The organism is Flavobacterium magnum, assembly GCF_003055625.1.
GTDB classification, from domain to species: domain Bacteria; phylum Bacteroidota; class Bacteroidia; order Flavobacteriales; family Flavobacteriaceae; genus Flavobacterium; species Flavobacterium magnum.
Window position 1 is genome coordinate 2,341,286 of sequence record NZ_CP028811.1, and the last position, 26,170, is coordinate 2,367,455.

The following is a 26,170-nucleotide window of genomic DNA, read 5'->3' on the forward strand; positions in this document are numbered from 1 at the left end:
AAATATGTTCGTTTCAAGTTTATGATTCTGGCCTCATGCTTCTTTGCTACTCATTATAAATTCCGTAAATTGCGCGCTCAAAACACACTGCAAAATACAGATGGAACAAGTAAAGCCCTATATTCCTGTTAATAAAGTAAGGATTGTAACCGCCGCGTCACTCTTCGACGGACATGATGCCGCAATAAACATCATGCGACGCATCATCCAGTCGACCGGGGTTGAGGTAATCCACCTGGGGCACGACCGCAGTGTCGAGGAAGTGGTCAATACCGCCATTCAGGAAGATGCCAATGCGATTGCGATGACGTCCTACCAGGGCGGGCACAACGAATACTTCAAATACATGTTCGACTTGCTGAAGGAAAAAGGCGCCGGACACATCAAGATATTTGGCGGCGGCGGCGGCGTGATATTGCCTTCAGAAATCGCAGAACTGCACCAATATGGGATTGAGCGCATTTATTCGCCTGACGACGGGCGCTCGCTGGGACTGCAGGGGATGATTAATGACCTCGTGAAACGCAGTGACTTTCCGGTGGGGGACAGGCTCAACGGCGAAGTGAACCATCTTGAATCCAAGAATCCGACGGCCATCGCACGCGTGATTTCGGCAGCCGAGAACTTTCCAGAAGTGGCAAAGCCGGCGATGGACCTTATTTATAAAAAGAATAAAAAAAGCAAGACACCTGTGCTCGGGATTACGGGAACAGGTGGCGCGGGAAAATCGTCGCTCGTAGATGAACTTGTGCGCAGGTTCCTGATTGATTTCCCTGAGAAGACCATCGGACTCATCTCTGTCGATCCATCCAAACGGAAAACGGGCGGCGCGCTGCTGGGTGACCGCATCCGAATGAACGCGATCAACAACCCACGTGTGTATATGCGTTCCCTGGCAACACGCCAGTCTAACCTCGCCTTATCCAAATATGTGGCCGAAGCCATCGAAGTGCTGAAGGCGGCAAAATACGACCTGATTATCCTGGAGACTTCGGGTATCGGGCAATCCGATACTGAAATCATGGATCATTCTGATGTTTCGCTTTACGTGATGACACCTGAATTTGGCGCCGCAACCCAGTTAGAGAAAATAGACATGCTGGACTTCGCAGATCTGGTCGCGATCAACAAGTTCGACAAGCGCGGTTCACTCGATGCCCTGCGCGACGTGAAGAAGCAGTACCAAAGAAACCACCAGCTTTGGGACGCTGATCCCGACACGCTGCCCGTGTTTGGTACCATCGCCTCGCAGTTCAATGATCCCGGGATGAACACGTTGTACAAATCGGTGATGGATAAGATCCATGAAAAAACCGAATCTGACCTGCAGTCTGATTTCCATATCACGCGTGAGATGAGCGAGAAGATTTTCGTCATCCCGCCGCACCGCACGCGCTATTTGTCTGAGATTTCAGAAAACAACCGCAAATACGACGCCGATGCCTTGTCACAGCAGCAGGTGGCGCAAAAGCTGTTCGGTATTTTCAAGACGATTGAAAGTGTTTCGGGCAGGCATCCTGTGATAACGAAGGCGGGCATCGACGATGACTCGATCCTATCGGCCATTGATGAAGGCCATGAAAACAGAATCTTCCTAAACCTGCTGCTCAACCAGTTCGACAAGGTAAAAATGGACCTTGACCCTTACAACTGGGAAATCATACTCAGTTGGGATACCAAGGTCAATCGCTACAAACACCCTGTCTACTCGTTCAAAGTACGCGACAAGGAAATCAAGATCGCTACGCATACCGAATCGCTGTCGCATACGCAGATTGCCAAAGTGGCGTTGCCAAGGTATGAAGCCTGGGGCGACATCCTGCGCTGGTGTCTGCAGGAAAATGTACCGGGCGAATTCCCTTTCGCTTCGGGTTTGTATCCTTTCAAGAGGGAAGGAGAGGACCCTTCGCGGATGTTTGCCGGCGAGGGCGGTCCGGAGCGCACGAACAAACGGTTTCATTATGTGAGCCAGGGTATGCCGGCAAAGCGACTGTCAACCGCATTCGACAGCGTAACGCTTTACGGCAACGACCCACACCTGCGCCCCGATATTTATGGAAAAATCGGCAATGCGGGCGTATCGATCTGTTGCCTTGACGACGCAAAGAAGCTGTATTCGGGTTTTGACCTCGTGCACCCGCTGACTTCGGTGTCAATGACGATCAACGGACCTGCCCCGATGTTGCTCGGATTCTTCATGAACGCAGCGATAGACCAGCAATGCGAGATCTACATCAGGCAGAACAACCTGGTTTCTGTCGTCGAGGAGAAGATTAATGAAATTTACAAACAGAAAGGTACCAAACGGCCATCCTATCAGGGTGAACTGCCCAAAGGCAATAACGGGCTCGGGTTGCTGTTACTTGGAGTCACAGGCGACGAAGTGCTTCCGGCCGAGGTCTACAGGGAAATTAAGATTAAAACCCTGGCGCAGGTACGCGGTACGGTGCAGGCCGACATACTCAAGGAAGACCAGGCGCAGAATACCTGTATTTTCTCAACTGAATTTGCGCTCAGGCTGATGGGCGATGTGCAGGAGTATTTCATTCAAAACAATGTGCGCAATTTTTACTCGGTGTCCATCTCAGGTTACCATATCGCCGAAGCAGGTGCCAATCCGATTACGCAGCTGGCATTCACCCTTGCGAACGGTTTCACTTACGTGGAGTATTATTTAAGCCGTGGCATGAGCATCAACGATTTCGGACCGAACCTGTCCTTTTTCTTTTCCAACGGCATTGATCCTGAATATGCCGTTATCGGACGCGTGGCCCGGAAAATTTGGGCGAAAGCCTTAAAATACAAGTACAAGGCTAACGAACGCGCCCAGATGCTCAAGTACCACATCCAGACTTCAGGCCGTTCGCTGCACGCCCAGGAAATCGATTTCAACGACATCCGCACGACCTTGCAGGCGCTGTATGCGATTTACGACAACTGTAACTCGTTGCATACCAATGCTTATGATGAGGCGATTACAACACCTACTGAAGAATCCGTACGTCGTGCGATGGCCATACAGCTGATCATCAACAAGGAATTGGGACTGGCTAAAAACGAAAACCCAATACAGGGATCGTTTATCATAGAAGAGCTTACAGACCTGGTAGAGGAAGCCGTGTTGCAGGAATTCGACCGCATTACAGAAAGAGGCGGTGTCCTCGGGGCCATGGAAACCATGTACCAACGTTCGAAGATACAGGAGGAGAGCCTCTACTATGAAACGCTCAAGCACAACGGTGATTTTCCAATCATCGGGGTCAACACTTTCTTAAGTTCCAAAGGGTCACCGACGGTAATCCCGGCTGAAGTCATCCGCGCGACTGAAGAGGAAAAGCAATACCAGATTACGATGCTCGAAGAATTGCACAAAACCCATGCAGGCAAGGAAGAAGAACAACTCGAAGCCATCCAGGAAGCGGCCATCAGCAACAAGAATATTTTTGAAAAACTGATGGAGGCGACGAAAGTCTGTTCGCTGGGGCAGATCACTTCCGCATTATTTGAGGTGGGGGGGCAATATCGTAGGAATATGTAAAAGGGGTTACCCGCATTCCGAGATGCGCTTCACCCTTGCCTCCATCGACCCCAATTTTTCGGCGGCCTTTAGATAATAGCATGCCTTGTCCTTTTGCCCGGTTTTCAGGTAGATCAAACCCAGGTTGTAGTAGGCGCTCGAATAGTTTTGATCCTTCTGTACCGCGGTTTGCAAATAGTCGATGCCCTTTTGATAGTCCCCTTTTTGGGCATAGATCAGTCCAAGGTTATAGTAATCCGGCGCGTATTCAGGATGCAGGCGTATCGCTTCAAGGTAGGTTTTTATCGCTTCGTCGGGTTTGCCGGTATAGAGCAGCGCGAACCCCATGGCACTGCGTGCAACGGCATTGTCATTATCCAGTGCTATCGCCTTTTTATAATCGTTAATGGCGCCCGTATAATCTCCGATGCCGCGTCTATACAATCCGCGGTCTACGTACAGTGACGCCGAATCTGGTGCGACGGCAATCATTTCGTCGTATTTTTTCAATACGTTTTGCGCGTCATTGCGGTCATAAAACTGTAGCAGTTGCGTGTTTAGGTCCATGATCTTCAAATCCCGGGAACTGAAGGCGCTGCGGCAGTTGTTGTAAAGGAAATTGATGCTCAGAAAATAATCCTCTGATTTTTTGTCGGTGACCAGTTTGTTGGCCGCCGTCATATCGTTGCAGGCTGCCGCCATGTCGCCAACCTGCTTTTCACACAATGCTTTTTGGGAGAACGCAATGAACGTTGGTTTTTTTTGAATGACCACATCCCACAAACGGATGGCTTCCTTAAAGTTTTTCGTTTTCGCGGTAAAATCGGCCTGCTTGATGAGCGCCTGGTAGGCGTCGGGTCTTATTTTCAGCAGTCGCCCGATCACGCCGAGTGCCTCATTGTATTTCTCCTGCCAGTCGTATAAGGTGGAAAGCTCAAAATAGGCAAACTCCGCAGACGGCCTTACGGAAATGGCCCTTTCATAATCGGCGATGGCTTTATCTACCTGTCCCAGCTGGTCTTCGATAAAAGCCCGTAATGTGTAGCCGGCGTAATGATATGCATCCAGTGCAACGGCCTGGTTGCAGTCGAAAATGGCCTTTTCGTACAGTTTTAGGTCGTGGTAGGCGCTCGCCCTTCCGGAGAAGTATCTCGCGTTCCCGGCATCAATTTTGATCAGTTGGGTGTAATCCGCAACGGCGCCGTTTTCATCGCCCAGATTATCTTTGAGCTGCGCTCTCTCTGAAAGGATTTTTTCGTTTTTAGGGTCTTTGGCCAAAGCCGCATCCATTTCGGCAAAAACCATGTAATAGTCGTTCCTCAGGCGGTAATAAGTGGCACTTACCGCGTAGCTTTCGGGGGCATCGGGATATTTTTCCCTGACAAGCGCGGCCGTTTTTCTGGCGTTGTCGTCCTGTTTAAGCAACATGAATACCGTAATCTTATTGGCATAGGCGTTAAAAAAATCAGGTTTGAGCGCAATGGCCTTTTCATAAGCGGCCAGGGCTTCGGGGTATTTTTGCTGTGCGCTAAAAACCAGGCCTTTGTTTCTGTAGGCCACGGCATTACCCGGATCGACAGCCAGAAGGGCGTCATAATCTGCCATGGCTTTGGCGTATTCACCCAGCTGCAGGTAAGAATTGCCGCGGTTGTTGTAGGCCAAAACCAATTTGGGGTCGGCCTGCAATGCCTTGTCATATTGGGCAATCGCGGCAGCGTATTCTTCCCGCACATACATTTTTTCGGCTTCGATGAAAAACGTATCGGCGGGTTGGGCGGCCAGCAAACCGCAAATCAGAAACGAAGCGACCAATAGTATGTTTTTCATAGTTACAAATTGTGCCCAAATATAAATGTTTGGTCAATCAATTGGCGGAAATTTTTAACTTTGGAAGAAAAGCATGCAGCCACTCCTGATACTCCATGGCGCCATCGGTGCAAAAGACCAATTTGATGCACTCGTGAAACAGCTTGAAAACCGTTTTGACGTGCATGCGCTCAATTTCGGCGGACACGGCGGTGCGCCCATGCCGACATCATTTTCGATTCAGGGCTTTGCAACCGAAGTCGCCGATTACCTCACGGTCAACAACCTCCGGTCAATGCATATTTTCGGATACAGCATGGGCGGATATGTCGCGTTGTATCTTGCAAAAGAGCAACCACAGCGGATTGCAAAAGTTTTTACGCTGGCAACAAAATTCCACTGGACGCCCGAAACCGCTGCAAAGGAAATCAGGATGCTCGATCCGGAAATAATGCTTGAGAAAGTGCCCGCTTTTGCAAAAATTCTTGAAAAAAGGCATCACCCCAACGACTGGAAAACGGTGTTGTCAGAAACCGCAAAAATGATGGTGGCTATGGGCGACCATAATCCGCTGGCACCCGGAGATTTCCCCAGCATCAGCGTTCCGGTAAGGATTTCGATTGGCGACAAAGATGCGATGGTGACTCCTGAAGAAACCCTTGCTGTGTACCGCAAGTTGCCTGACGCTTCTTTCATGGTATTTCCTGAGACGCCGCACCCCATTGAAAAGGTATCCGTGACCGCGCTGGCCGAAGCCCTTGACCGATTCTTTTCCTGAATTCAAACGCCGTCCTGGTTCACAAGACCTGCTAACAGTTTACAATACGTTGCGATTTCCTGCGTTAAAATGCAAACTGCAAAACAAGATGGATTTTAAAAAAGGACTGAAGGGGGCATTGATTTTCGCCGTATTTTTTACATTGCTGTTCCATAACCAGTATGTGGGACTAAACCTGCTGATCATCGAGGCCGCCGCGCTGATCTGGCTCGCTTTTACAAAACAGATCGATTTCACGAACCGCAACCACCTTATTTTTGGCAGCGGTTTTTTTATTACTGCGGTTGCCGTGGTGTTCGTTTTTTCGGATTATGCCGTGGTGATGAATGCCCTTTCGCTGTTTGTTTTTGTCGGGATTTTGATTTACCCGCAGGCGAGGTCATTGGTAAGTTCGGCTAAACTCTCCTTTTTCAATATCTTCTACGCTCAGATCCGTTTCATAGACGCGTTTTTCAGCGCTAAAGTCGGCGGAGGCAAAATGGCCCGCGCCCTGTGGAAATCACGCGTATTTTTTATACCCGTCATCGTGATTGGCGTATTTATCGCGATTTACCGGAGTTCTAATCCGGTATTCGACAAGCTGATGGAAAAGATTTTTACAAAAGTTGGGGATTTTCTGGACAGCATTTTCATCAATCTTGACCTGACATTGATTTTTACTTTTATTCTCGGACTGGTGATTTGCAATTATTTTTTCATCCGAAATACCAACGAGCAGACGATACGCGACGACGCCAACGCCAGCGATGAAATCGTCAGGATCAGGAGAAAGCGCCATTCGCGTGGTCTGACAACGGGATTGAAAAGCGAACTGCGCGCGGGCGTGTTCCTGCTGCTCGCACTGAATGCCGTGCTGCTGATTGTAAACAGCATCGACATTTACTGGGTCTGGTTTAATTTCAGCTGGAACGGCGACTTCCTGAAGCAGTTTGTTCATGAAGGCACATATTTGCTGCTACTGTCGATCGTATGCTCCATTTTGGTTGTACTGTATTTCTTCCGTGGCAACCTGAACTTTTATACGGGAAACAAGTTCATCAGGTCGCTGTGCCTAGTCTGGATCGTTCAGAATGCAGTCCTCACAGTGTCTGTGGGGGTGCGGAATTTTCACTACATCCGCTATTTTGCGTTGGCGTATAAGCGCATTGCGCTCGCGGTGTTCCTGCTGTTCGTGATTTGCTGGCTGTATACGGTTGCAGTTAAAGTGATGCGCAGGAAATCCGCATTTTACCTTGTCAGGACCAATGCCCTGGTATTGTATGTTTTATTGATTTCCGCGTCGGTTTTTAATTGGGACAAGATCATCGTGAATTATAATTTCAGCCATTACAGGACGTCATTTGTTGACCTGGACTACAATTCGGATTTTTCGGATAAGGTACTTCCCGAACTGGATAAGTCGGAAGCCGAACTGTCCGAAATCGACAAAATCCAGCAATCAAAATTCCATTTTGATACCGAGTTGATGCCGGCGACAATTTTCCACAACAAAATCGAAAGGCGCAAAAAGGAGTTTGTCAATACATGGGAATCCAAATCGGTACTCTCCTGGAATTACCCGGAATGGCAGGCGTACGAGACGTTGAAAAAACGAGAGAGATAGCGCCCGGCCGCTTAAAACGGGTACCCGATGGCGAGGTTAAATATCAGGTTTTCCTTGCGCCACGAACCGCTTCCCAGGCTGATATCATCGATGACCCAGCGCTGTCCCTCGGGAAGGTAGGGTTTACGCAACGGGAAAGCCAGATCGGTGCGCAGCACGAGGAATGACAAATCAAACCGCAATCCTACACCGGCTCCCACGGCGATTTCGCTGAGGAATTTCTTGGAGAATTCGGCTCCGGCCTTGTCTGCGTCTTTGTGCATCAGCCAGATGTTTCCCGCATCGACAAACACGGCACCTTTGACTATGCTGAAGAGCTTGGCACGGTATTCCGTGTTAAATTCGAGTTTGATGTCACCGGACTGATCAGGCAGGAAATCACTGCTTTCCGATGCGCCATTGTACGAACCCGGACCAAGCGAGCGTGCGCGGAACGCCCTGATGCTGTTTGTACCCCCGATAAAAAACTGCTTGATGTACGGCAGCTCGGTCGAGTTCCCGTAGCCATACCCGACGCCGGCAATGATCCGGCTGGCCAACACGGCTTCACCGCCGAGCTTGAGGTAATGCCTGAAGTCGTGTTCCATTTTTACAAACTGGCTGAACGCCACACCCAGGATTTCCTTTTCCTTACCGGCTTTTACATCGGCTCCAAGCGCAAGTCCTGCAGCGGTCCCTGCGAGATCGAGGCTGCCTTTATAATAGAAAGTGTTTTTCCTCGTAGTCTGCATCGTATTGGTGTAAGTGAACGAGTAGGTTGGCCCGAAAATCAATTGTTTCTCAATGACTTTTTCAAGTGTCTTATTGCCCTGCGCCTGCTCAAGATAAAGGTCGGTGACCAATGATGGTGCGACATAATTGATTTCCGTCACATTCAGCTGGTGTTCCTTGCGGATGTTTTCTTTCCACAGGTAACCGAAAGAACCTTTGAACGAGTTCAGGGAATACAGTTTTTCGCGTTTCTGGAATTCGTAGCCTAAAGTGGCTTTCGTCTTCGGTACAAATCCGCTCGATGATTTCAGTTTGAAAGGCGCAATGAAACGCGGCCAGGTCAGGCTGACTTCCGATCCGACGCGGTACACGTTGTAGCCATTGTTTTGGCCCGAAATCTGTGCTTCGAGTCCGCCGAAAACGGATACGTTCAGCAATTCCGCTCCACGAAAAGTGTTGCGGTTGCTCCAGTTGATGTTGAGTTCCGTTCCCGTATAATTGGCGGAATTGGTTTTTCCAAGAACTTCCACACGGATGGATTTCTTGGGCAGGGGCGTGAGGTAGTAGAAAGCGTCCAGTGCGCTTTCATTTTCCTTTGAAATCTTAAACTGATTTTTCACGAATTTGAATGTGCCGAGATTTACCAGGCGGTTCAACGAAAGGTTGTGGTCCGTCCTGTTATACACATCGTACTTATTAAAATACAGCGTGCGGTCGAAAATCCTCGGGTCAAATAGTTTCTTCCTGTCGATAATCGTGTAATCCTTGTATTGTACCACGCCGGTGGTGTCGCCCCGAACGCTGTCGCGCCGCATCCTGCGCAGGGAATAGTCAGGATACACGTAAATGTCGTTGATGGTAAACACCTTGGCGCCCTGCGATGGCATTTCATCCTTTGCCTTTACAAGCAGATCCACCTGGTAATTCCCGACGGTGCTGTCGACCTGTATTTTGAGGAAATCGGGGCTGAAAAAGTAAAACCCCTCTTCCTTGAGCCTTGCGTCTACCCGCGTGCGTTCCAGTTTAATCGTCTCCAGGTCATACGGATTTCCCGTTTTGAGCAGCGTCTTGTCGCTCGTGCGGGTAATTGCCTGTTCGAGGGCAGTCGAATCCTGCGGAAAAATCACGTTTCGGATCTTGTACTGCTTGCCGGGCATCACGGTATATTCGGCGCTAACTTTTTTGCCGCGCCTTGTCGAGTCAGAGCTGACCATCGTTTTGAAATAGCCGCGGTTCTCACTGTAATTCTGCAATATGTCGGCGTTGAAATCCAGGTCGACCTGACTGAACAAAACCGGAGGTTCACCCACTTTGGTGCGCAGCCAGTGCCTGAAGCCTTTTTCCTTTTTCGGCTCCCCCGCAAGATTGTAAATGAACAATTTAGGACGCAGGCCTAAGATTTTTGAATTGGGCTTCGGGCGCAGCAATACTTTAAGTTCGCGTTCGAGCGACTTGCGTTCCTTGCGTGAAATCAGCGAGTCCTTCACCTTGATCTTCCCTCCGGTATAAAGGTATTCCCCTTCAGGAAGGTATTTCGTATTGCTGCATGAATACAGTATCATCAACAGCAAACCAAGGCAATAGGGCAAAATCCGGTGTCTCATTGTTTTTTTGTATCGTTGGGTTGGTCAGCTTCCTTTTCTTTTTGTTGTTCCTGGAATTCCGCAGCTTTTCTTGCGGCCTCTTTGTCGCGTATTTCTTTCTCTTTCTGGCGGCGCAGGCGTTGCTCGCGTTTTTCTGCCTTGCTGCGGTGAAACAGTTCACGGAATTTGTCGTAATCCATTGTGATGATGAAGGCCACGCCGGTCTCGATGACCTGACCCTGCAGCGCCACCTGGTATTCGTTTTTGCGGTAAGCACGCAGGACGTACCTGCCGTCTTTTGACAATTGGTAATCGGCCGAAACATCGCCGGCGATCGTATTGGCCTGCTCATTAACCTGCTGTTCGCCTTCTACATCGAAGTTGCTTCCAACAGTTACTTTGAGGCGGTCATTGAGCAATTTCTTAGAAACGGCTACATTCAGGTCGGTTTTGTTTTGTCTTTGGCCGGAAGTATAGTCTTCAGTCGATTCGAGGTCAAACGCAATATCAACACCTTTAATCAGGTTGCCGGCCAGGTCATTGAGCTGCTGCGACAGGATCTTGCTGACACTTTGCCGGGCCATTCCCTCGGCGCTCGTACCCGATTCGCTTGCAAACGGATTTTCACCAATAAAACGGTTGAGCAGCAGCAATGCGAAAACCTGTTTGTTCAGTTCAGACGGCTCCTGGCGCAATTGGTCGAGTTTTGCCCTTGTGTTCGTCGTCACATCTGATGCCACACCATAATTCCCTTCGGGTAAAGTGATGTCGAACGTGATGTCCGGTTTGAGCAGTTCGCCTTTGAGGTTCAGCAACAACTCAAACGGAAGGCGCTGTTTGTAGGTGTTCCTGACGGCGGGCGTAACCGATCCCAATTGGTCATCGAGCAGGTCAATCGGGGCAACGTTGGCTTCGTATACCGCTGTCACGTTGATGTCGGCTGAAGTCGGCTCGCCGGTCCATAATATGTAGCTTCCCTCACGAATGTCGAATTTCCTTTTGATCAGGTTGAATGTCATTTCATAAGAGCCTTCCTGGAGTTCATAGCGTCCTGTGAGCGTGGTTTTCCCCGATTCGTCAATACCGCCTGAAAGCCTGGCTTCTCCTTTTACTTTTACAAAATCACCGTTGCCTTTATCGATGATCATCGTAAGTTCGGCATCTTTATCGATTTCAATATTCACGGAGACGTCAAGGCCCTTGAATGGTGTTTTACTGACCAGATCGGCATCGGTGAGCAGTTTTTCCGTCAGCTGGGGACTGTCCTGGTCGATGAATTCCACGATACCTTCACGGTCGGCAATCGACGGGTCCTGTTGTGGCAACACGATGGTGAGTCTCGTATCCTCATTGATCTTGATGGTCCCGTCAACAATCGGTTTGTTCAGGTCGCCTTTTATGGCGAGGCGCGAATCCAGGAACAATTTGCCATAATAGAGATCATTGTCTTTGGCCTTGGAGTCCATCGCGCGGAAATTGTCGGCTGTGATGTTCAGGTCGAAACCATAGTCGCGGTAATTCGTCGTGTTGACCTTACCCTTTATTTTCAGCGAATTTTTTTCAGCATCCGAAAGCGAGAAATCCGTAAATACGATGCCCGTTTCAGTGAAATCGATGCGGTCGTTCATCAGGCTGAAGGGTGAGTTGAGCTTCACAACCGTAAAAGCCCCGTCATGAAACTGGATTCCGCCGATGATTTTGGGTGCATCCACCGTTCCTGAAATTTTCATATCGCCCGAGATGTAACCGCTGCCCTTAGTGATGTTGCCCGCTGTGAACGGCTGAATGCTCGCGATATTAAGCCTGTCGATTGCCAGTGCCATGTTGAAACTGCTGTTGTCATTTCTGTAGGTCCCGTCGAGATTGACAAGGTTTTCCTGTCCGGTAATCCGCACGCTGGCGCGATAGGTATTCAGTAATTCATTGTCCACCTTGATCGCAATATCGCCGATGGTATCTTTTTTAAACGTAAAATTTGAAATAGTCAGATCAGAAGTGAAAACCGGCTTTTTCATCAGGTCTCTGAGTACGGTATTGCCGTTGAGCCTTCCACCGAGCGCCAGCGAATCTTTCTGCACCATGCGTGAAATCGTCTCAATGTCGAAGTCCTTAAAATCCACCGCTAATGGAGCATTGGCAGCTGTCGATTGCGACTGGATTTTCACGGCACTGCCCTTATTGGAGAGTTCAAAATTATCAGCATAAATACCTTTTGATCCGAAACGCACAACGTTGTTATCAGCAATCAGCCAGGGCTCGTAATTGAGCAGCAGATCGGCAGGAATCAGGTGCAGTTCAGTATCGCCGCCTGTCGCCTTAAGCGTCCCGGCGACAATATAATGGTCTTTGTCCTTCGCATCCTTGAGTTGCAGCCTGTAGGCGATCAGGTTATTTTCAATCCGTCCGGTCAGGCTGGTGTAAGGCAAGCGGAATTGCTCGCTTTGCACTTCGTCAATCAGTGCGCTGTATACCAAAGCGTTGTCCTCCTTGTCCAATTTGATAACGGCGTTGGAGATGGTATTGGCCCCATACACCAGCCTCGATATGGAAGCATTCAGCGAAATCGTGTCGTTTACGCTATTGTAACGGCCCGAGATCGCAATCGGCTCAATGCGCGTAATCTGCGGCATAAGCTTCATAATGATGGGGTCGTTGATGACGTTGAGCCTGAACGCAAATTGCTGCGGCGGTGTGGCTGTCTTTTTCGAGTTGGGATTGGCGTCATAATACCTCGCGACAGAATTGGCAATTGCCGTACCGATTTTTGTGAGCTGGTATTTCCCGTCGATATCGGCTTTGAGGAACTGTGAACGCAGCTGCAGGGCATTCCTTTCGGCGGTGGAAATCGCGTTAATGTTTACAGAATCAAGCTGAAACTGCTCTTTCTCATTGGCGATGACAAAATGATACGCACTGATTTTCCCGTTCAGGAAATCAGGATCTGCGGTGGCGATATCGGCATCGACCTTGCCGCGCAATTTCATTACGCCGGCATGCAGGTTCAGTTTGCTCAAATCAGCTATATCGACGTTCAGGCGAAGCTTCACGGCAGGATATTTTCCCCCGAAATCGCCTTCTGACACCAGGTCAAACGTAAGGTTTGGATCAGCCATACCCGCATTGGCTTCAAACCTACCGTTTCGGATGTTGCCTTGTACAGCGAGGTTTCTGTAATCATAGCCGTTAAAACGCGCCTTGATCAGGTTGACGGTTGCAGAAGCGCTCGCGGTTTTTGGATTCAGGCCGGTGCCCTTGATTTTCGCTTTCATGCTGACTTTTCCAAGAGAGTCGTTCCTGAGCAGGCGGCCCAGATCGAGATTGTCCAGCGCAACATTACCATCGTATTGCTCGCGGTTTTTCACACGTTGGTCAAAACGACCGCTGACTTTCGCGTTACCAAAACTCGTGGTCAGCGCGAGATTTGTGGTGAAATTGTTGACCGCCCCCTTAAACTGGCCTTTGAGTGCGAGCCGTGAGGGCAGTTGAATGGTAGACGGCACAGTGCCCTTAGGGACAAATCCGTTAATGTCTTTGGCCGAAGTTTGTAAGTCACGGATATTGAGATCAAAGTACGCAGTCTTCACATCGGGAAGCCCTTTGATTTTTCCACTTGCCGCGAGCCGTGTGCTGCCGATTCCGTCAATTTCCAGATTCGGGATGTTCAGGTCGGAGAGCTGCCCGTTCACTTCCCCGTTGATATTGAGTACTGCCTTTTTATTGTCCCGGAACGGATTCGTGTCCGACAATGTAGGTACAAACAGTAAAATGTCCTCAAAAGCGATGTGGCTGTCCGCCAGCGAAGCATTTACCGAAACGCGCCCCGGATCCTGCTTTATGGCATCGAGTGACGGGTAAGCCACGGCAATTTGGTCGCGAACCAGTGTTTTTGGCGTTTTTAAATACAAATTCTTAAGCGAGGCGCCTTTGTCATGGTAGCTGAAATCTGTCTGCAACGATTCGATATCGACGCCGCTCTTTTCTTTTACCGAAAGTGAGGCGAGCGATCCGTAAATGCCGTTTTTGCTGTACCGAAGTTGATTGGCTTTGAGGTTGAAACCCGAAATGGTCATGTGTTTGTAATCAATGCCTTTTGCAACGGGTTTTGCATTTTCGTCGTCAAAACGGAACGCGATGTTGCTGAGCCGCGTGTTTTTTACATTGATTTTCCAATCGTTTGGCGTGCTGGCGGCGGGGGTAGCAGGAATTGGGATTTGTTGCTGTTTTCCTAATGTCAGTGCAGCGTTCAGGCCGTCAAGTTCCAAGTTGTCTATGATAATCTGTTGTCCGGGCAAATCCGACCTGTCAAAATCGATATTGAGTTTCCGCAGCTTAAGTCCGCTGTTAAGGCGTGTATCCTTATTGTCGTATGCCACATTAATTTTTGCCAGGCGGATTTTTCTGAGCCTGATATTCAGGTTTGGCGTGGACCTGACAATAGAATCGGTTTTTTGTATCGTGTTGACGGCAATTTCGCGTACGAGGTCACCTTGTTCCAGATTTAGTTTCAACCCACTGAGATTGATTTCCGGAATATCGAAATCCATTTTTTGAAGGTCGAATGTGCGGACATCGGTATCAAAATGCGTGAGTTTTACTTTAAGGTCGTTTTTTGAGATCGCATCGTCAAACCGAACATTGATGTTGTCGAGGCGCACTTTCTTTAGCGAAAATACCATTGGCGCGGAGGTGTCCTTCGCCTTGCCCGAATCAAAGGCCTTGACGATATAATCAAAATTGAACACGGAATCCCTGTCGCGTTTAACGTTCGCCGTAATCCCTTCGAGCATGACGGCGTTGAGTTCGACCTGATTGTCAAAAAGTTTGAAAAGGCTGATGTCGACCTTGATTTTTTTGCCTGCAAGCAGCGTATCCTTCTGCTGGCTTTCGAGGTATACATCTTCGAGAATAACATACTTGGGGAGGCCAAGTTCGATCCGACCTATTCGCACCGGAGTGTGGATTTTGCCTTCAAGGTAGCTAACGGCCTTGTCCTTGATGCGTTGCTGTACGTATGGAACCTGGATCAGCAGCACCAAAAGCAGGAAAAGCCCAAGGATCGAGCCCACTGTCCATGCCAATATTTTAAGGGTTTTCCTTACGTATTTATTCAATGCCATGCCACATCCAAATTTGAAACAAATTACTTACAAATTTGATGTATTCGGCTGTCTTTTGGGTTATAAAAGGGGTATTGATTGTTACAGAATTTCAATGTGGCGTATAGTTGTCACTGCTTGCTTGAGAAGTCCCAAATCTCCCCACAATCCCATCTATAATCTGCTGCGTCCTGTCAGGATAATCCACAGGGATCGGCTGGCCGTTTTCGAGCCAGTCCCTGATGACGGCTGCGTGTTCGACTTTCAGGTTTTTTGCGACTGCGACGCCCATCGCTTTCAAGGCTGCAGCATTCAGGTGTTGCTCATATTGGTTTTTCATTGGGATGACCAATAATTTCTTGCCGAGAAAAAGCGCTTCGGCAGGTGTCTCAAACCCCGCGCCGCACAATACGCCTGCACTCGAAGCCATGCTCGCCGTAAAGGCATTGCCGTCAATCGGGCGGATGGTGATGTTGTCTTTGGTGATTTTCTTTTTATTGTGCTTCGAGAAAACTTCCCAGCGCGCCTCAGGATAATCAGACAGGCGTTTGAGTAATTTCCTGTCATCGTATGCGGGAAGATACACCGTGTAGTGGCCGTCGTTGGTCACGGGATGGCGTCGCACCTGGTTTCGTATGACGGGCGTGAAAATGTTGGTTCCGTTTCCCGAAAAATGGAAACCGTAAGCGTGATCGGCAGGGGCGTAGTGCCCCAAGATGAGTTTGCCCATGCGGTCCACAGTGTCGGCAGCCGGATATTCCGGTGCAAGTACAGCAGACTGATGGCTCAGGGCAACGCAGGTTTTCCCCTGAAGGTAGCAGGCCCACGACGTGACCGGCTCAAAATCGCTGATCACAAGGTCATACTCTTTTACAGGCAGCCTGCGGATGTTCCTGACCAGTTTGCGCGTATTGGCCTTCGCGAAAGTCTTCCACAAATCTACACCGCCACTTTTCCCGAAAATGAAGCTGAGTCCGCGCACCTCAAACTGCACTGGAAATGGCAATTTCAAATCGCCCTGTGTGCCGCTGACAAGGATATCGACCTGCCCATGCCGCTGCAGGCACGGAATGATATCGACGGCGCGGCTGAGATGCCCGTTGCCCGTACCCTGTATGCCGTAAAGTATTTTCATATTTCGTGTTTTTTACAGTTGTCTTAAAAAATCCCGGTACCAGTATCCGGACTGCTTGATGGTGCGGCGCTGGGTTTCAAAATCGACATGGATTAACCCGAAACGCGGATGGTAGCCTTCAGCCCATTCAAAATTGTCGGTCAGTGTCCAGACAAAATAGCCTTTGACATTCACACCTTCCTGTTGTGCCCGCAACAGTTCACGCAGGTGCGACTGGAGGTAGTCCCGGCGTCGGCTGTCGTATACGTGCCCGTTGACGACTGTGTCGGGAAATGCGGCCCCGTTCTCGGTGACAATAATTTTTTTGATTTTGTCGTAGGCATGCAGCCGCTTTAAGGTGTGGTACATCGACGGCGGGTACACTTCCCAACCCATTTCGGTTGTTTCCGAAGCGCGCTTTGTTGCCGGCACCAAACCTGCACCGATGTAGGGTGTAAAAAAGCGCGCGCGCACGATTTCCCGGGTGTAGCATTGCGCCCCTATAAAATCAAAATCGAATGCCAGCAGTTTTTCATCTCCGGGCCGCATATGGCGCCTGATCCGGCGTAAAAGTGGGAGATCGTCGTCAGGGTAGCCCATCCCAAGCAACGGTTCGATAAAGGTGCGGTTCAAAAGCGTATCGACACGTGCAGCAGCGGCTACATCTTTAGGTTTTTGCGAAGTGGGCTCGATGTGTGTAAATGAAAATGTCGTGCCGATATTGCTTTGCGTATCGCCCCGCAATACTCCGGCAGCCGCAGCAGTGGCCATGGTCACGTGATGTACGGATTTGAGGTAAGAGGTAAGTCCGCGTTTTCCCGGCGCGTGTATGCCCAGGAAATAGCCCGCACCCGTGAACACGGACGGTTCGTTCATCACCATCCAATTCGGGATGCGATCCCCGAAATGCTTTGCGCACACGGCGGCATAATCGGCAAACCAGGAAATGCTGTCAGGGTTTACCCATCCGCCCTTGTCCTGCAAAGCCTGCGGCAAATCCCAATGGTAGAGTGTGGTCCAGGGTACAATGCCCTGTCCGAGCAGGTGGTCAATAAGGCGGTTGTAATAGTCGATCCCTTTCTGGTTCAAGGCGCCCCGACCGGCGGGCAACATGCGCGTCCAGCTTAATGAGAAGCGGAAGTCCGGAATGTGCAGGCCGCACAGCAATGCGATATCCTGTTCGTAGGAGTTGTAAAAATCACAGGCAATCCGGGCGTGGTCGTTGTTCCTGATGCGGCCCTTTCCGGCAGTGAAAGTGTCCCAGATCGAGCGACCTTTGCCATCCGAATCGCCAGAGCCCTCAATCTGGAATGCGGCAGTGGATACGCCCCAATGGAAATCCGTGCCGAACTGCAGGCGGTGCAATGGATGCTCTTTTTCCATTCAGCGTCGCATCATCAATGAAGGAATGTCGACTGCATGGCCCTGAAGAAAAGCCACTGCCGGAAAAATTTGATTACAGACAATACAGGGAATTTCATCTTACTTTATTTGTTACAAAATACGGACGGCAGTATGACTTACAGGTAAACTGTGGGTTACGTTTCGGTTAAGGAAGGCGCGCCTGGGGTCGTAAGCATTGCGAAGCACGTTAACACAGTATTACAATATTTTTATGCAAATGCCGTTTGGTTCAAAATCTATCCGACCAATATGAAAATACCGTCTTTGCTATTGCTGGTTTTCTCAGCCGTTTCTTTAACCTCGTGTACCGCTGACGACGATGCTGACAAGAGCAATACCGTCACCATGACAGTCAACGGCGTATCGCGTACTTTTGAACCTTTAAGTGTGGAGACGAAGCTGCAGCAAAACGGAAGCTACCAACTCACCATCTGGATGTACGCCAATGACGGCGGCACGGATGAATCGGCGAAACTGATTGCGACATACGGCGAGACGGGCAACGGGGGGTTCAAAGGATTTTACACTACGCTGAGCCCGGTCGGGATAGATGATAATGCTACCGAAGGCACGTTTACCAGTAATATCAGTATGAACAGCAGGACGGAATTTGAGGCCACGTTTTCGGGCACCCTGCAGGGCGGCAACGCCGATGTCGTCATCACAAACGGACACATCCATTACCTGTATGACGATCCGCTCGGCATCTGAAAACGGGTTGGGCTTAACCATTTGATTTGTTGGCCAATTTTTTCAGCACGTCAGTATTACTGCCCTGTAAGAGCCAAATCTCAGTAAAGCATCGTAATTTCCTTAATCCCGAAAAGCGCCACCGATTCGTCCTCAAGCAGCAACTGCAACCTGCCGTCCTGACTGACGCCTGAGACAATCCCCATAAATTGCCGGCCATCACTTTCAAACGCAGTGGGCAAGCCCTTCCTGAAAAGCAGGCCCGTGTATGTATCCCAGATTTCCGCAGGGAAATTGCGCTGCGCATCCTGTTTCAGGACGGCCACGATGGATTCGAGTATCGCGTGTTTATCCCAGTCCATTCCCGTTACATTTCGCAGCGAGGACGCCTTTGGCAAACCTGGAAAATGGGTCTGGTTGACATTGAGCCCGATGCCAATAACCGAGTCAATTCGTCCGTCTTCCCTAAAGCTGTTTTCTATAAGTATGCCACCAATTTTCTTATTGGCTGACAATATGTCGTTAGGCCACTTTATTGACAAATCGGGTATGTCAAAGTTTTTAAGCGCGGTCACGATCGCCACCGCGACAGCCGCATTCAGCAGGAATACCTGTGCCGTTTCGGTCAGTACATCCTTGATCAAGATGCTTGTAATTAGATTCTTACCGTCCTCAGTGAGCCATTGGGCTCCCATCTGGCCGCGGCCCGCAGTCTGTACTTCGGCGGTGACTACGGTGAAGCTTTTGAGGTCGTTCCGTGCGTTCAGTTGCTTGAGGTAATCGTTGGTCGAATCTATGGCACTGAGTTTGATAAGTTGCATCGGACGCGATTATGGGAGGTGTTTTAATCTTCTGTTAAGGTTCAAAAGTAAATACAAAAAATGGTAACTTTGCAAACTTATAAAAAATATTAAATGGCAAAAAAGTCTGTAAATAACGATGCGCTGCTGGCACTCATTATAAAAGGAATTGAAGAGGTTAAAGGAAACGACATAGATATCCTGGATCTCAGGGAAATTGACAACTCGGCCACGGATTATTTCGTGATCTGCAACGGGAATTCGAATACCCAGGTAAACGCCATCGTGAATTCTGTCCAGAAAACAGTCTCGAAGGAACTTAAAGACAAACCCTGGCACGTAGAAGGGGCTGAGAACGCCGAATGGGTGCTGATGGATTACGTCAACATCGTCGTGCATGTGTTCCAGAAGCCCATCCGTGAGTACTACAATATCGAGAGTCTTTGGGGCGATGCCAAAATTACCACCATCCAAAACAAATACTAAAGCAATCCACATTCATGTCTAAAGACAATATTCCAAATCCAAAAAAGCTCAGGTTCAATCCGATGTGGATTTACCTGTCTGTAATCGCTGTCATACTGTTCGTTTACATTACCGGCGACAATTCGATAAAAGATCCATCAAAAATCACTTCCTCGACTTTTAATGAATACCTTGATAAAGGTTTGATTTCCAAAGTGGTAGTCAACAAAACACAGGCTGATGTCTATCTCAATGAGGCGGCACTCAAGGATAAGTTTTTTGCCAAAGTGGCTAAGGATGTTTTCGGAAACCCCAACAAAGGGCCGCATCTTTTCCTTGATGAGATCGGGAATGATGAATTATTCCAGAAGAAACTAGAAGACGCCAAGACAGCTGGAAAGCTTGCAGGCTACAATTTTGCCCCGAAAACCAATTGGATCGACATTATTACAATCATCCCAATTATATTACTGATTGTCTTCGGGATCTTCATGATGCGCAGGATGTCTAGTACCGGCGCGGGTGGCGGCGGACAGATTTTTAACATCGGAAAGTCGAAAGCGCGGTTGTTTGACGAAAAGAATGACATCAAGACCACGTTCAAGGATGTGGCCGGACTCGAGGGGGCCAAGGAAGAAATCCAGGAAATCGTGGACTTCCTGAAAAATCCGGAAAGATATACAAACCTTGGAGGTAAAATCCCGAAGGGGGCGTTGCTTGTAGGTCCTCCGGGAACGGGTAAGACCCTGCTGGCGAAAGCAGTAGCAGGCGAAGCGAAAGTCCCTTTTTTCTCATTGTCAGGTTCTGATTTTGTTGAGATGTTCGTTGGGGTGGGTGCCTCGCGTGTTCGCGACCTGTTCAAACAGGCGAAGGAAAAATCACCTGCAATTATTTTTATAGATGAGATTGATGCCGTGGGACGCGCGCGCGGAAAGAACAACATGTCAGGTGGCAACGATGAGCGGGAAAATACGCTGAACCAGCTGCTGACTGAAATGGATGGCTTCGGCACCAATTCGAACGTTATCGTACTCGCGGCAACCAACCGATCAGATGTGCTCGATAAGGCTTTGATGCGCGCGGGGCGTTTCGACCGCCAGATTTTTGTGGACCTCCCGGACATCAGGGAACGCAAGGAAATCTTTGAAGTGCATCTGGCACCACTTAAAAAAGTCGAAAACCTAGACACGGATTTCTTAGCCAAACAGACGCCGGGATTCTCAGGCGCCGACATCGCGAATGTCTGTAACGAAGCCGCGTTGATCGCCGCCCGTAAAAACAAGGAAGCCGTAGATAAGCAGGATTTCCTTGATGCCGTAGACCGTATCGTCGGCGGATTGGAAAAGAAAAATAAAATCATTACCCCGGAAGAGAAGAAAGCCATTGCGATACACGAAGCCGGACATGCCACGGTGAGTTGGATGCTGGAGCACGCGGCACCCTTGGTCAAAGTGACCATCGTACCGAGAGGCCAGAGTCTGGGTGCTGCCTGGTATCTTCCTGAGGAACGGCAGATCGTTCGCCCGGATCAGATGCTCGATGAAATGTGTGCCACGATGGGCGGCCGTGCCGCTGAGCACGTGACTTTCGGGAGGATTTCAACAGGCGCCCTGAGCGACCTCGAAAAAGTAACCAGACAGGCACGGGCCATGGTTACGATTTACGGCCTGAACGACAAAATCGGAAATGTTACCTATTACGATTCGACGGGACAGAACGAATACAATTTCTCGAAACCTTACTCAGAAGAGACGGCAAAAGTCATCGACGAGGAAATTTCGATACTGATTGAAAGCCAATACCAGCGTGCCATAGCGATTTTGGAAGATAATAAGGACAAGCTCAACCAATTGGCTGACATCCTCATCGACAAGGAAGTGATCTTTAAAGACGACCTCGAGAATATCTTCGGGAAGCGGCCTTTTGACAAAAACCTGCAGGAGGAGACGTCATAGCCGTAAAATACGGACTTTTCACAAAAATCTTAATTCAAAAAACTGTTTGAATTAAGATTTTTTTATCTTTGATAAATTTCATTCCGGAATTTGGTTTTTCAACAATTTATATGAGTCTTTTTAGAAAATTTTTTGGTCCCGGGGATTCTTCTGACGAAGAGAAAGCGAATGATTTAAATGCCATTCCCACGTCAAATCTCCCGATCGACGAACAGTTTACGATAAATTTCAGAAAAAACGGCGGTAAGTTCCTTTACTGCGAAAACCTCACTGAAGTCAGGAACCATTTCGAAGACATCCTTGAAGAGAACGACTGGTTTGAAACAGAGGCCATGTGCTTTGAACCCAAGCTGTTCAGCATGCTCGAGGAGAACAGGATCAATTTCAAGAGTCCTGCCGGCCCCAAATTCCTTTTTGCCACCTGTGAAAACCTCATTGCCGATGAGGGCTCGGTGCTGTTCTCGTCAAACCAGATCAAGCAGCTCAAGCCTCAGGAACTTCCGGGAAACATCGTCATTGTAGGGACGACCAGCCAGATTATTGAAAACAAGAGCGACGGGCTGCGTGAAATTAAAAAGCGTTACGAAAAAGATTACCCTACCAACATCACCACCATCAAATATTTTGAAAAAGCCAAAGAGGAAGACTTCCTGCATTACGGAAGCGTTGCCAAAAACCTTTATTTGTTGCTTTTAGAGGATCTTTAAGATGAACGAAACGCTCAAGAGGGGGATTTCCGGTGCTGTTTATGTGATTTTACTGATAGCTTCGATTTATTATTCTACGGAAACTTTTTTCCTCCTGTTTGGGATCTTCCTGATTATTGCCGTGTTCGAATTCTGCAGCCTTGTGCGGCTCCCTGTCATTTTTCCCGTGTTACTTTCCCTGTCCGCTTACGGGACAATCAGCTATATGCTGTTCAGCGACATACGGCTTGACCGGAATTTTGATTTGGCGCTGCTGGCACTGACCATGCTGGTCTCAATTAAAGGAATTATTTTTCTCTTCAGCCGGAACCGCGATACGGTCAGCACGTTTTCAAAATATGCCTACCTCGCAGGGTACATCATCCTGCCATTCGTCATCATTACCAAAATTCCGTTCGGCATCAAGGGATACAACCCAAAAATTCTCATTGGCATCTTTATTTTAGTCTGGACAAATGATACCTTTGCATATCTTGTCGGAAAATCGATTGGCAGGCACAAGCTGTACGAAAGGATTTCGCCTAAAAAGACGATTGAAGGATTTCTCGGCGGCGTAGCATTTGCAGTGCTGGCCGGTTTCCTGATCTCAAAATATTATATTGAAGGCGGAAAGCTCGCGCAGAATATATGGATTGGTTTTGCCCTGATCATGAGCGTTTTCGGTACCATCGGTGACTTGATCGAATCGAAATTCAAAAGGATTGCAGGAGTGAAGGACAGCGGGAAAATCATGCCCGGCCATGGTGGCATCCTGGACAGGCTGGATAGTGTTATATTTGCAGCACCGTTCATTTTTTTATTTTACCAGATTTTAAATTTTATATAAAATGGCTCTTTTAAAATTTCACAAGGAAGGCGCAAGGATTATTTTGGTCGCGTGCGCAATAAGCGTCGGCATTGTTCTTTTGGCCGATAAGTTTATTGCCGATTTATGGATGCAGAAAACCCTCCAGATTACCGTATTGCTTTTCCTGATCATTATCCTCCAGTTTTTCAGGAACCCTAACCGGACGCTGGTTGTAAACAACAACCATGTCATCGCGCCTGTAGATGGCAAAGTGGTGGTGATTGAAGAAGTGTATGAAAGCGAGTATTTCAAGGACAACCGACTGCAGGTTTCCATCTTCATGTCGCCAATCAATGTGCACGTCACGCGTTTTCCGGTCAGCGGTAAAGTGAAGTTCAGCAAATACCATCCCGGGAAGTTCCTCGTCGCGTGGCACCCAAAAGCCAGTGAGGAGAATGAGCGCACGACCATAGTCATTGAAAACAAGGTATTTGGCGAAATCCTGTACAGGCAAATTGCGGGCGCTTTGGCCAAACGTATCGTCAACTACGCGAAAGAAGGCATGGATGTTGTGCAGGGAGAAGATGCCGGATTTATCAAATTTGGTTCCCGCGTTGACATTTTCCTGCCGTTAGGCACGAAAGTGGACGTGAAACTCGGACAAAAAGCCATTGGAAACAGGACCATTATCGCTGCCAAATCCTGATGCACCCCGAAGATTTAAATAAACGCTTTAATGATGCGGTCGAGATTGCTGACCGTATGACACAGTCGTCGCTGCCTCAGGACGTGCAGCTGCGTTTGTATGCGTTTTACAAGCAGGCTACCTTTGGCACCATCGACAACAGCCGCCATGCTTCAAATTTCGACCTGCGCAACGCTTTTAAGACCAATGCCTGGATGCAGATCAGCCACCTTTCGCCGGATGAGGCCAAAGAAGCTTACATTGAATTGATCCACTCACTCAATACATCGTCATGAAAACTTTACGTTTGTTGTTATTGCCGTTTGCTGCCGCTGCGGTTTTTTCATGTAACCAAAAGAAACTCACCGAAGTTGAGGTGCCTTTACCTGAAACCGAAGTGCCGACCAAAGCCGTCGTCGGGGATCCGTCCGATGTGAAAGCGGATGAAGGGGCGTTTGAAATGGTGAAATTGCTTTACGCCTACAACGCTTTGGCGCCGGATATCGACGCGCGAACTATGGAACTGCATTACTCAAAGCACTATCTTACGTATACCAACAACCTCAATAAGGCACTCGCCGGAACGGATCTCGAAAAAGCACCCATCGAAGACATCCTTAGGAAGGCAGGCACTGAAAATATGCCGTTGCGCAACAACGCGGGCGGATATTACAACCACAGCCTGTTTTGGGAATCGCTCTCCGGTAAAGGCGGCGGCCAGCCGAAGGATACCTTGGCTTTGGCTATTGCTGCCGATTTCGGGTCTTTTGAAAATTTTAAAACACGATTTACCGAAGAAGCAACGAATCAGTTTGGTTCAGGCTGGGCTTGGCTTGTTGTCGATCAGAACGGAAAATTGCAGGTAACGAGCACGCCAAATCAGGACAACCCTTTAATGCCGGGTGTGCTTGTTTCAGGCAAACCGATTCTTGCCCTCGACGTTTGGGAGCACGCGTATTATATTCAGTATCAGTACAAAAGAAAGAATTATATCGATGCATTTTTCAACCTGATCAATTGGCAGAAAGTCGGGGAGAAGTATGAGGAAGCGATGAAGAAAAGCAGTTAATACAATGCAAAAATTTATACTTATTTTTTTATTGGGATTTTCTATTTGCAATGCTCAGGTAAGTTTTGCTCCTTATATTTCAATACCAACAGGCTCATGGCCTGAAGTCGTATGTGTCGGCGATGTAAACAATGACGGGCGCAGCGATGTTGTACTGGGCATGGCTAGTTATTTCGACACAAATAATGATTACCGGATTTTTATTTTCACACAGGATAATTCAGGTGAACTCAATCCAGCGGTAAAATATCCGTATACCGCAACATCGTCAGACATAGAAACACTCGATATCGCTGATGTCGACAATGATGGACTTAACGATGTAGTGATCGGTTTCGGTACCAAAATTGGTATTTTTTACCAGAATGATTCGGGTACACTAAACCCTATAACCGAAATCGTGATGCCGAACCTTGTCAAGAGCCTGAAAGTAGGCGACCTCAATAATGATGGGCTAAACGATATTGCTATCGCTTATTATGCTAATAATGTAGCTACGCTGATGCAATCTGCGGGTGGTGCGTTTACAACAGCATCTTATACCTGTACTACCGCTTATGACGCTGAAATTCATATTGCCGACCTGAATGGGGACGGAAGGCAGGATGTAGTTACAAAATCGTCTGATCAAATCCATGTACTGACCCAGAATTTATCGGGAATATTGGACACCGAGGCTGCCTATGCTATCGGCAGCAGCATTTGGGGCATCAACGGCATAGCAGTAGGAGATTTGGATAACGATGGAAAAAGCGATGTAGCTGCTTCCGGTGGGGGGAATTCACCTGCTTCAAAATTATATATCTGGAAGCAAAACCAGACGACCCATTTGCTGGACAGCCCTTCGATCATTTCGTCTTACGATGTTCCGGAGCCGATAGAAATCGGTGATCTGAATAACGACGGGAAAAATGAGATCTTCGAAGTTCATGGTGGTGGAAGCCTTAGCTGTTATGAGCAAAACGCGTCGGGGCAATATACTTCATATGATTCTTTCCCATTACCTTATGCGACACACTATAACAGGCAGGGTTTTGCGCTGGGTGACTTCAACAACGACGGTTTGAAGGACGTTGCAGTGGCTGATTATAACCACGGACTCGTCCTTTTGTACAATACTTCGGTCTCGTTGTCTGTAAATCCTGTGTCAAAAATCGCAACTGTAAATGTATATCCCAATCCTTTTACTGATTTTGTAAACGTTGATTTCGTTGACAATAGGGAAGCAGGATCCGAAATTTTGCTGTTTGATTCATTAGGGAGTCAGATTTTAAGAGAAGCAAATCCGGCCGCTGCCAATAATATTGACTTGAGAAATTATTCATCCGGAATCTATTATTTAAAAGTCTCGGGACCTAAAGGCGAACTGACCAAAAAGATCATAAAAAAATAAACCCGGA

18 protein-coding genes are annotated in these 26,170 nt (G+C 48.4%); 12 read left to right on the top strand and 6 right to left on the bottom strand.

What is annotated here, in order from left to right:
* Positions 1 to 100 precede the first annotated feature (100 nt).
* The gene (locus tag HYN48_RS09855; RefSeq protein ID WP_108371194.1) at positions 101 to 3,538 is read left to right on the top strand and encodes a methylmalonyl-CoA mutase family protein; all 3,438 of its coding nucleotides are present in this window, start codon (positions 101 to 103) and stop codon (positions 3,536 to 3,538) included.
* 6 nt (positions 3,539 to 3,544) lie between these two features.
* Here HYN48_RS09855 and HYN48_RS09860 read toward each other — a convergent pair whose 3' ends face one another.
* Positions 3,545 to 5,344, bottom strand: a complete 1,800-nt coding sequence (locus tag HYN48_RS09860) for a tetratricopeptide repeat protein (RefSeq protein WP_108371197.1) — start codon at positions 5,342 to 5,344, stop codon at positions 3,545 to 3,547.
* A 73-nt stretch (positions 5,345 to 5,417) separates the two neighbouring features.
* Between HYN48_RS09860 and HYN48_RS09865 the strand changes: the two genes are divergently transcribed.
* Positions 5,418 to 6,101 carry an alpha/beta fold hydrolase gene (locus tag HYN48_RS09865; protein WP_108371200.1) on the top strand — a complete coding sequence of 228 codons (684 nt, stop codon included), beginning with the start codon at positions 5,418 to 5,420 and terminating at the stop codon, positions 6,099 to 6,101.
* Between the two features lie 88 nt (positions 6,102 to 6,189).
* Complete coding sequence (locus HYN48_RS09870) at positions 6,190 to 7,704, top strand: DUF4153 domain-containing protein (RefSeq protein ID WP_146171762.1); 1,515 nt, start codon at positions 6,190 to 6,192, stop codon at positions 7,702 to 7,704.
* Positions 7,705 to 7,715: 11 nt separating this feature from the next.
* Here the strand turns inward: HYN48_RS09870 and tamL are convergent, their stop codons facing one another.
* The 4 genes from tamL to HYN48_RS09890 form a co-directional block, all read right to left on the bottom strand.
* Entirely contained in the window at positions 7,716 to 10,019 is a 2,304-nt protein-coding gene (tamL, locus tag HYN48_RS09875; protein ID WP_108371205.1) for a translocation and assembly module lipoprotein TamL, read from the bottom strand.
* On the bottom strand, positions 10,016 to 15,115 hold the full coding sequence (locus HYN48_RS09880; protein ID WP_219909581.1) for a translocation/assembly module TamB domain-containing protein: 5,100 nt from the start codon (positions 15,113 to 15,115) through the stop codon (positions 10,016 to 10,018). The genes tamL and HYN48_RS09880 overlap by 4 nt, the downstream gene beginning before the upstream one ends.
* Positions 15,116 to 15,206: 91 nt before the next feature.
* Complete coding sequence (locus HYN48_RS09885; protein ID WP_108371207.1) at positions 15,207 to 16,229, bottom strand: glycosyltransferase family protein; 1,023 nt, start codon at positions 16,227 to 16,229, stop codon at positions 15,207 to 15,209.
* Positions 16,230 to 16,241: 12 nt separating this feature from the next.
* A complete protein-coding gene (locus HYN48_RS09890) occupies positions 16,242 to 17,591 on the bottom strand; it encodes a GH1 family beta-glucosidase (protein ID WP_108371209.1) in 1,350 nt (449 codons plus the stop codon).
* Between the two features lie 270 nt (positions 17,592 to 17,861).
* Here HYN48_RS09890 and HYN48_RS09895 point away from each other — a divergent pair, with 270 nt between their 5' ends.
* Positions 17,862 to 18,323, top strand: a complete 462-nt coding sequence (locus HYN48_RS09895) for a hypothetical protein (protein WP_146171763.1) — start codon at positions 17,862 to 17,864, stop codon at positions 18,321 to 18,323.
* Between the two features lie 80 nt (positions 18,324 to 18,403).
* Here the strand turns inward: HYN48_RS09895 and HYN48_RS09900 are convergent, their stop codons facing one another.
* A complete protein-coding gene (locus tag HYN48_RS09900) occupies positions 18,404 to 19,123 on the bottom strand; it encodes a biotin--[acetyl-CoA-carboxylase] ligase (RefSeq protein WP_108371220.1) in 720 nt (239 codons plus the stop codon).
* Between the two features lie 93 nt (positions 19,124 to 19,216).
* On the opposite strand from HYN48_RS09900, the gene rsfS reads away from it, so the two are divergent.
* From rsfS to HYN48_RS09940, 8 genes are all read left to right on the top strand, one after another.
* On the top strand, positions 19,217 to 19,588 hold the full coding sequence (rsfS, locus tag HYN48_RS09905; RefSeq protein WP_108371222.1) for a ribosome silencing factor: 372 nt from the start codon (positions 19,217 to 19,219) through the stop codon (positions 19,586 to 19,588).
* Positions 19,589 to 19,602: 14 nt separating this feature from the next.
* The gene (gene ftsH / locus HYN48_RS09910) at positions 19,603 to 21,522 is read left to right on the top strand and encodes an ATP-dependent zinc metalloprotease FtsH (protein ID WP_108371226.1); all 1,920 of its coding nucleotides are present in this window, start codon (positions 19,603 to 19,605) and stop codon (positions 21,520 to 21,522) included.
* Between the two features lie 110 nt (positions 21,523 to 21,632).
* Complete coding sequence (locus HYN48_RS09915; protein WP_108373532.1) at positions 21,633 to 22,229, top strand: lactate utilization protein B/C; 597 nt, start codon at positions 21,633 to 21,635, stop codon at positions 22,227 to 22,229.
* 1 nt (position 22,230) lies between these two features.
* Positions 22,231 to 23,055, top strand: a complete 825-nt coding sequence (locus HYN48_RS09920; protein ID WP_108371229.1) for a phosphatidate cytidylyltransferase — start codon at positions 22,231 to 22,233, stop codon at positions 23,053 to 23,055.
* 1 nt (position 23,056) lies between these two features.
* Positions 23,057 to 23,722, top strand: coding sequence for a phosphatidylserine decarboxylase family protein (locus HYN48_RS09925; RefSeq protein ID WP_108371231.1), 666 nt, complete (start codon positions 23,057 to 23,059; stop codon positions 23,720 to 23,722).
* Positions 23,722 to 23,997 carry an acyl-CoA-binding protein gene (locus HYN48_RS09930; protein WP_108371234.1) on the top strand — a complete coding sequence of 92 codons (276 nt, stop codon included), beginning with the start codon at positions 23,722 to 23,724 and terminating at the stop codon, positions 23,995 to 23,997. Before HYN48_RS09925 ends, HYN48_RS09930 begins: the two co-directional genes overlap by 1 nt.
* Complete coding sequence (locus tag HYN48_RS09935) at positions 23,994 to 24,770, top strand: superoxide dismutase (protein ID WP_108371237.1); 777 nt, start codon at positions 23,994 to 23,996, stop codon at positions 24,768 to 24,770. The genes HYN48_RS09930 and HYN48_RS09935 overlap by 4 nt, the downstream gene beginning before the upstream one ends.
* A 4-nt stretch (positions 24,771 to 24,774) precedes the next feature.
* A complete protein-coding gene (locus tag HYN48_RS09940; RefSeq protein ID WP_108371239.1) occupies positions 24,775 to 26,163 on the top strand; it encodes a T9SS type A sorting domain-containing protein in 1,389 nt (462 codons plus the stop codon).
* The last annotated feature ends 7 nt before the right edge of the window (positions 26,164 to 26,170 follow it).

Coding starts and splice junctions, on each gene's coding strand:
- HYN48_RS09935 (WP_108371237.1), top strand. CDS start 23,994: ATGAAAACTTTACGTTTGTTGTTATTGCCGTTTGCTGCCGCTGCGGTT.
- HYN48_RS09890 (WP_108371209.1), bottom strand. CDS start 17,591: ATGGAAAAAGAGCATCCATTGCACCGCCTGCAGTTCGGCACGGATTTC.
- HYN48_RS09930 (WP_108371234.1), top strand. CDS start 23,722: ATGCACCCCGAAGATTTAAATAAACGCTTTAATGATGCGGTCGAGATT.
- HYN48_RS09895 (WP_146171763.1), top strand. CDS start 17,862: ATGAAAATACCGTCTTTGCTATTGCTGGTTTTCTCAGCCGTTTCTTTA.
- HYN48_RS09885 (WP_108371207.1), bottom strand. CDS start 16,229: ATGAAAATACTTTACGGCATACAGGGTACGGGCAACGGGCATCTCAGC.
- tamL (WP_108371205.1), bottom strand. CDS start 10,019: ATGAGACACCGGATTTTGCCCTATTGCCTTGGTTTGCTGTTGATGATA.
- HYN48_RS09940 (WP_108371239.1), top strand. CDS start 24,775: ATGCAAAAATTTATACTTATTTTTTTATTGGGATTTTCTATTTGCAAT.
- HYN48_RS09860 (WP_108371197.1), bottom strand. CDS start 5,344: ATGAAAAACATACTATTGGTCGCTTCGTTTCTGATTTGCGGTTTGCTG.
- ftsH (WP_108371226.1), top strand. CDS start 19,603: ATGTCTAAAGACAATATTCCAAATCCAAAAAAGCTCAGGTTCAATCCG.
- HYN48_RS09915 (WP_108373532.1), top strand. CDS start 21,633: ATGAGTCTTTTTAGAAAATTTTTTGGTCCCGGGGATTCTTCTGACGAA.
- HYN48_RS09880 (WP_219909581.1), bottom strand. CDS start 15,115: ATGGCATTGAATAAATACGTAAGGAAAACCCTTAAAATATTGGCATGG.
- HYN48_RS09900 (WP_108371220.1), bottom strand. CDS start 19,123: ATGCAACTTATCAAACTCAGTGCCATAGATTCGACCAACGATTACCTC.
- HYN48_RS09870 (WP_146171762.1), top strand. CDS start 6,190: ATGGATTTTAAAAAAGGACTGAAGGGGGCATTGATTTTCGCCGTATTT.
- HYN48_RS09920 (WP_108371229.1), top strand. CDS start 22,231: ATGAACGAAACGCTCAAGAGGGGGATTTCCGGTGCTGTTTATGTGATT.
- rsfS (WP_108371222.1), top strand. CDS start 19,217: ATGGCAAAAAAGTCTGTAAATAACGATGCGCTGCTGGCACTCATTATA.
- HYN48_RS09855 (WP_108371194.1), top strand. CDS start 101: ATGGAACAAGTAAAGCCCTATATTCCTGTTAATAAAGTAAGGATTGTA.
- HYN48_RS09925 (WP_108371231.1), top strand. CDS start 23,057: ATGGCTCTTTTAAAATTTCACAAGGAAGGCGCAAGGATTATTTTGGTC.
- HYN48_RS09865 (WP_108371200.1), top strand. CDS start 5,418: ATGCAGCCACTCCTGATACTCCATGGCGCCATCGGTGCAAAAGACCAA.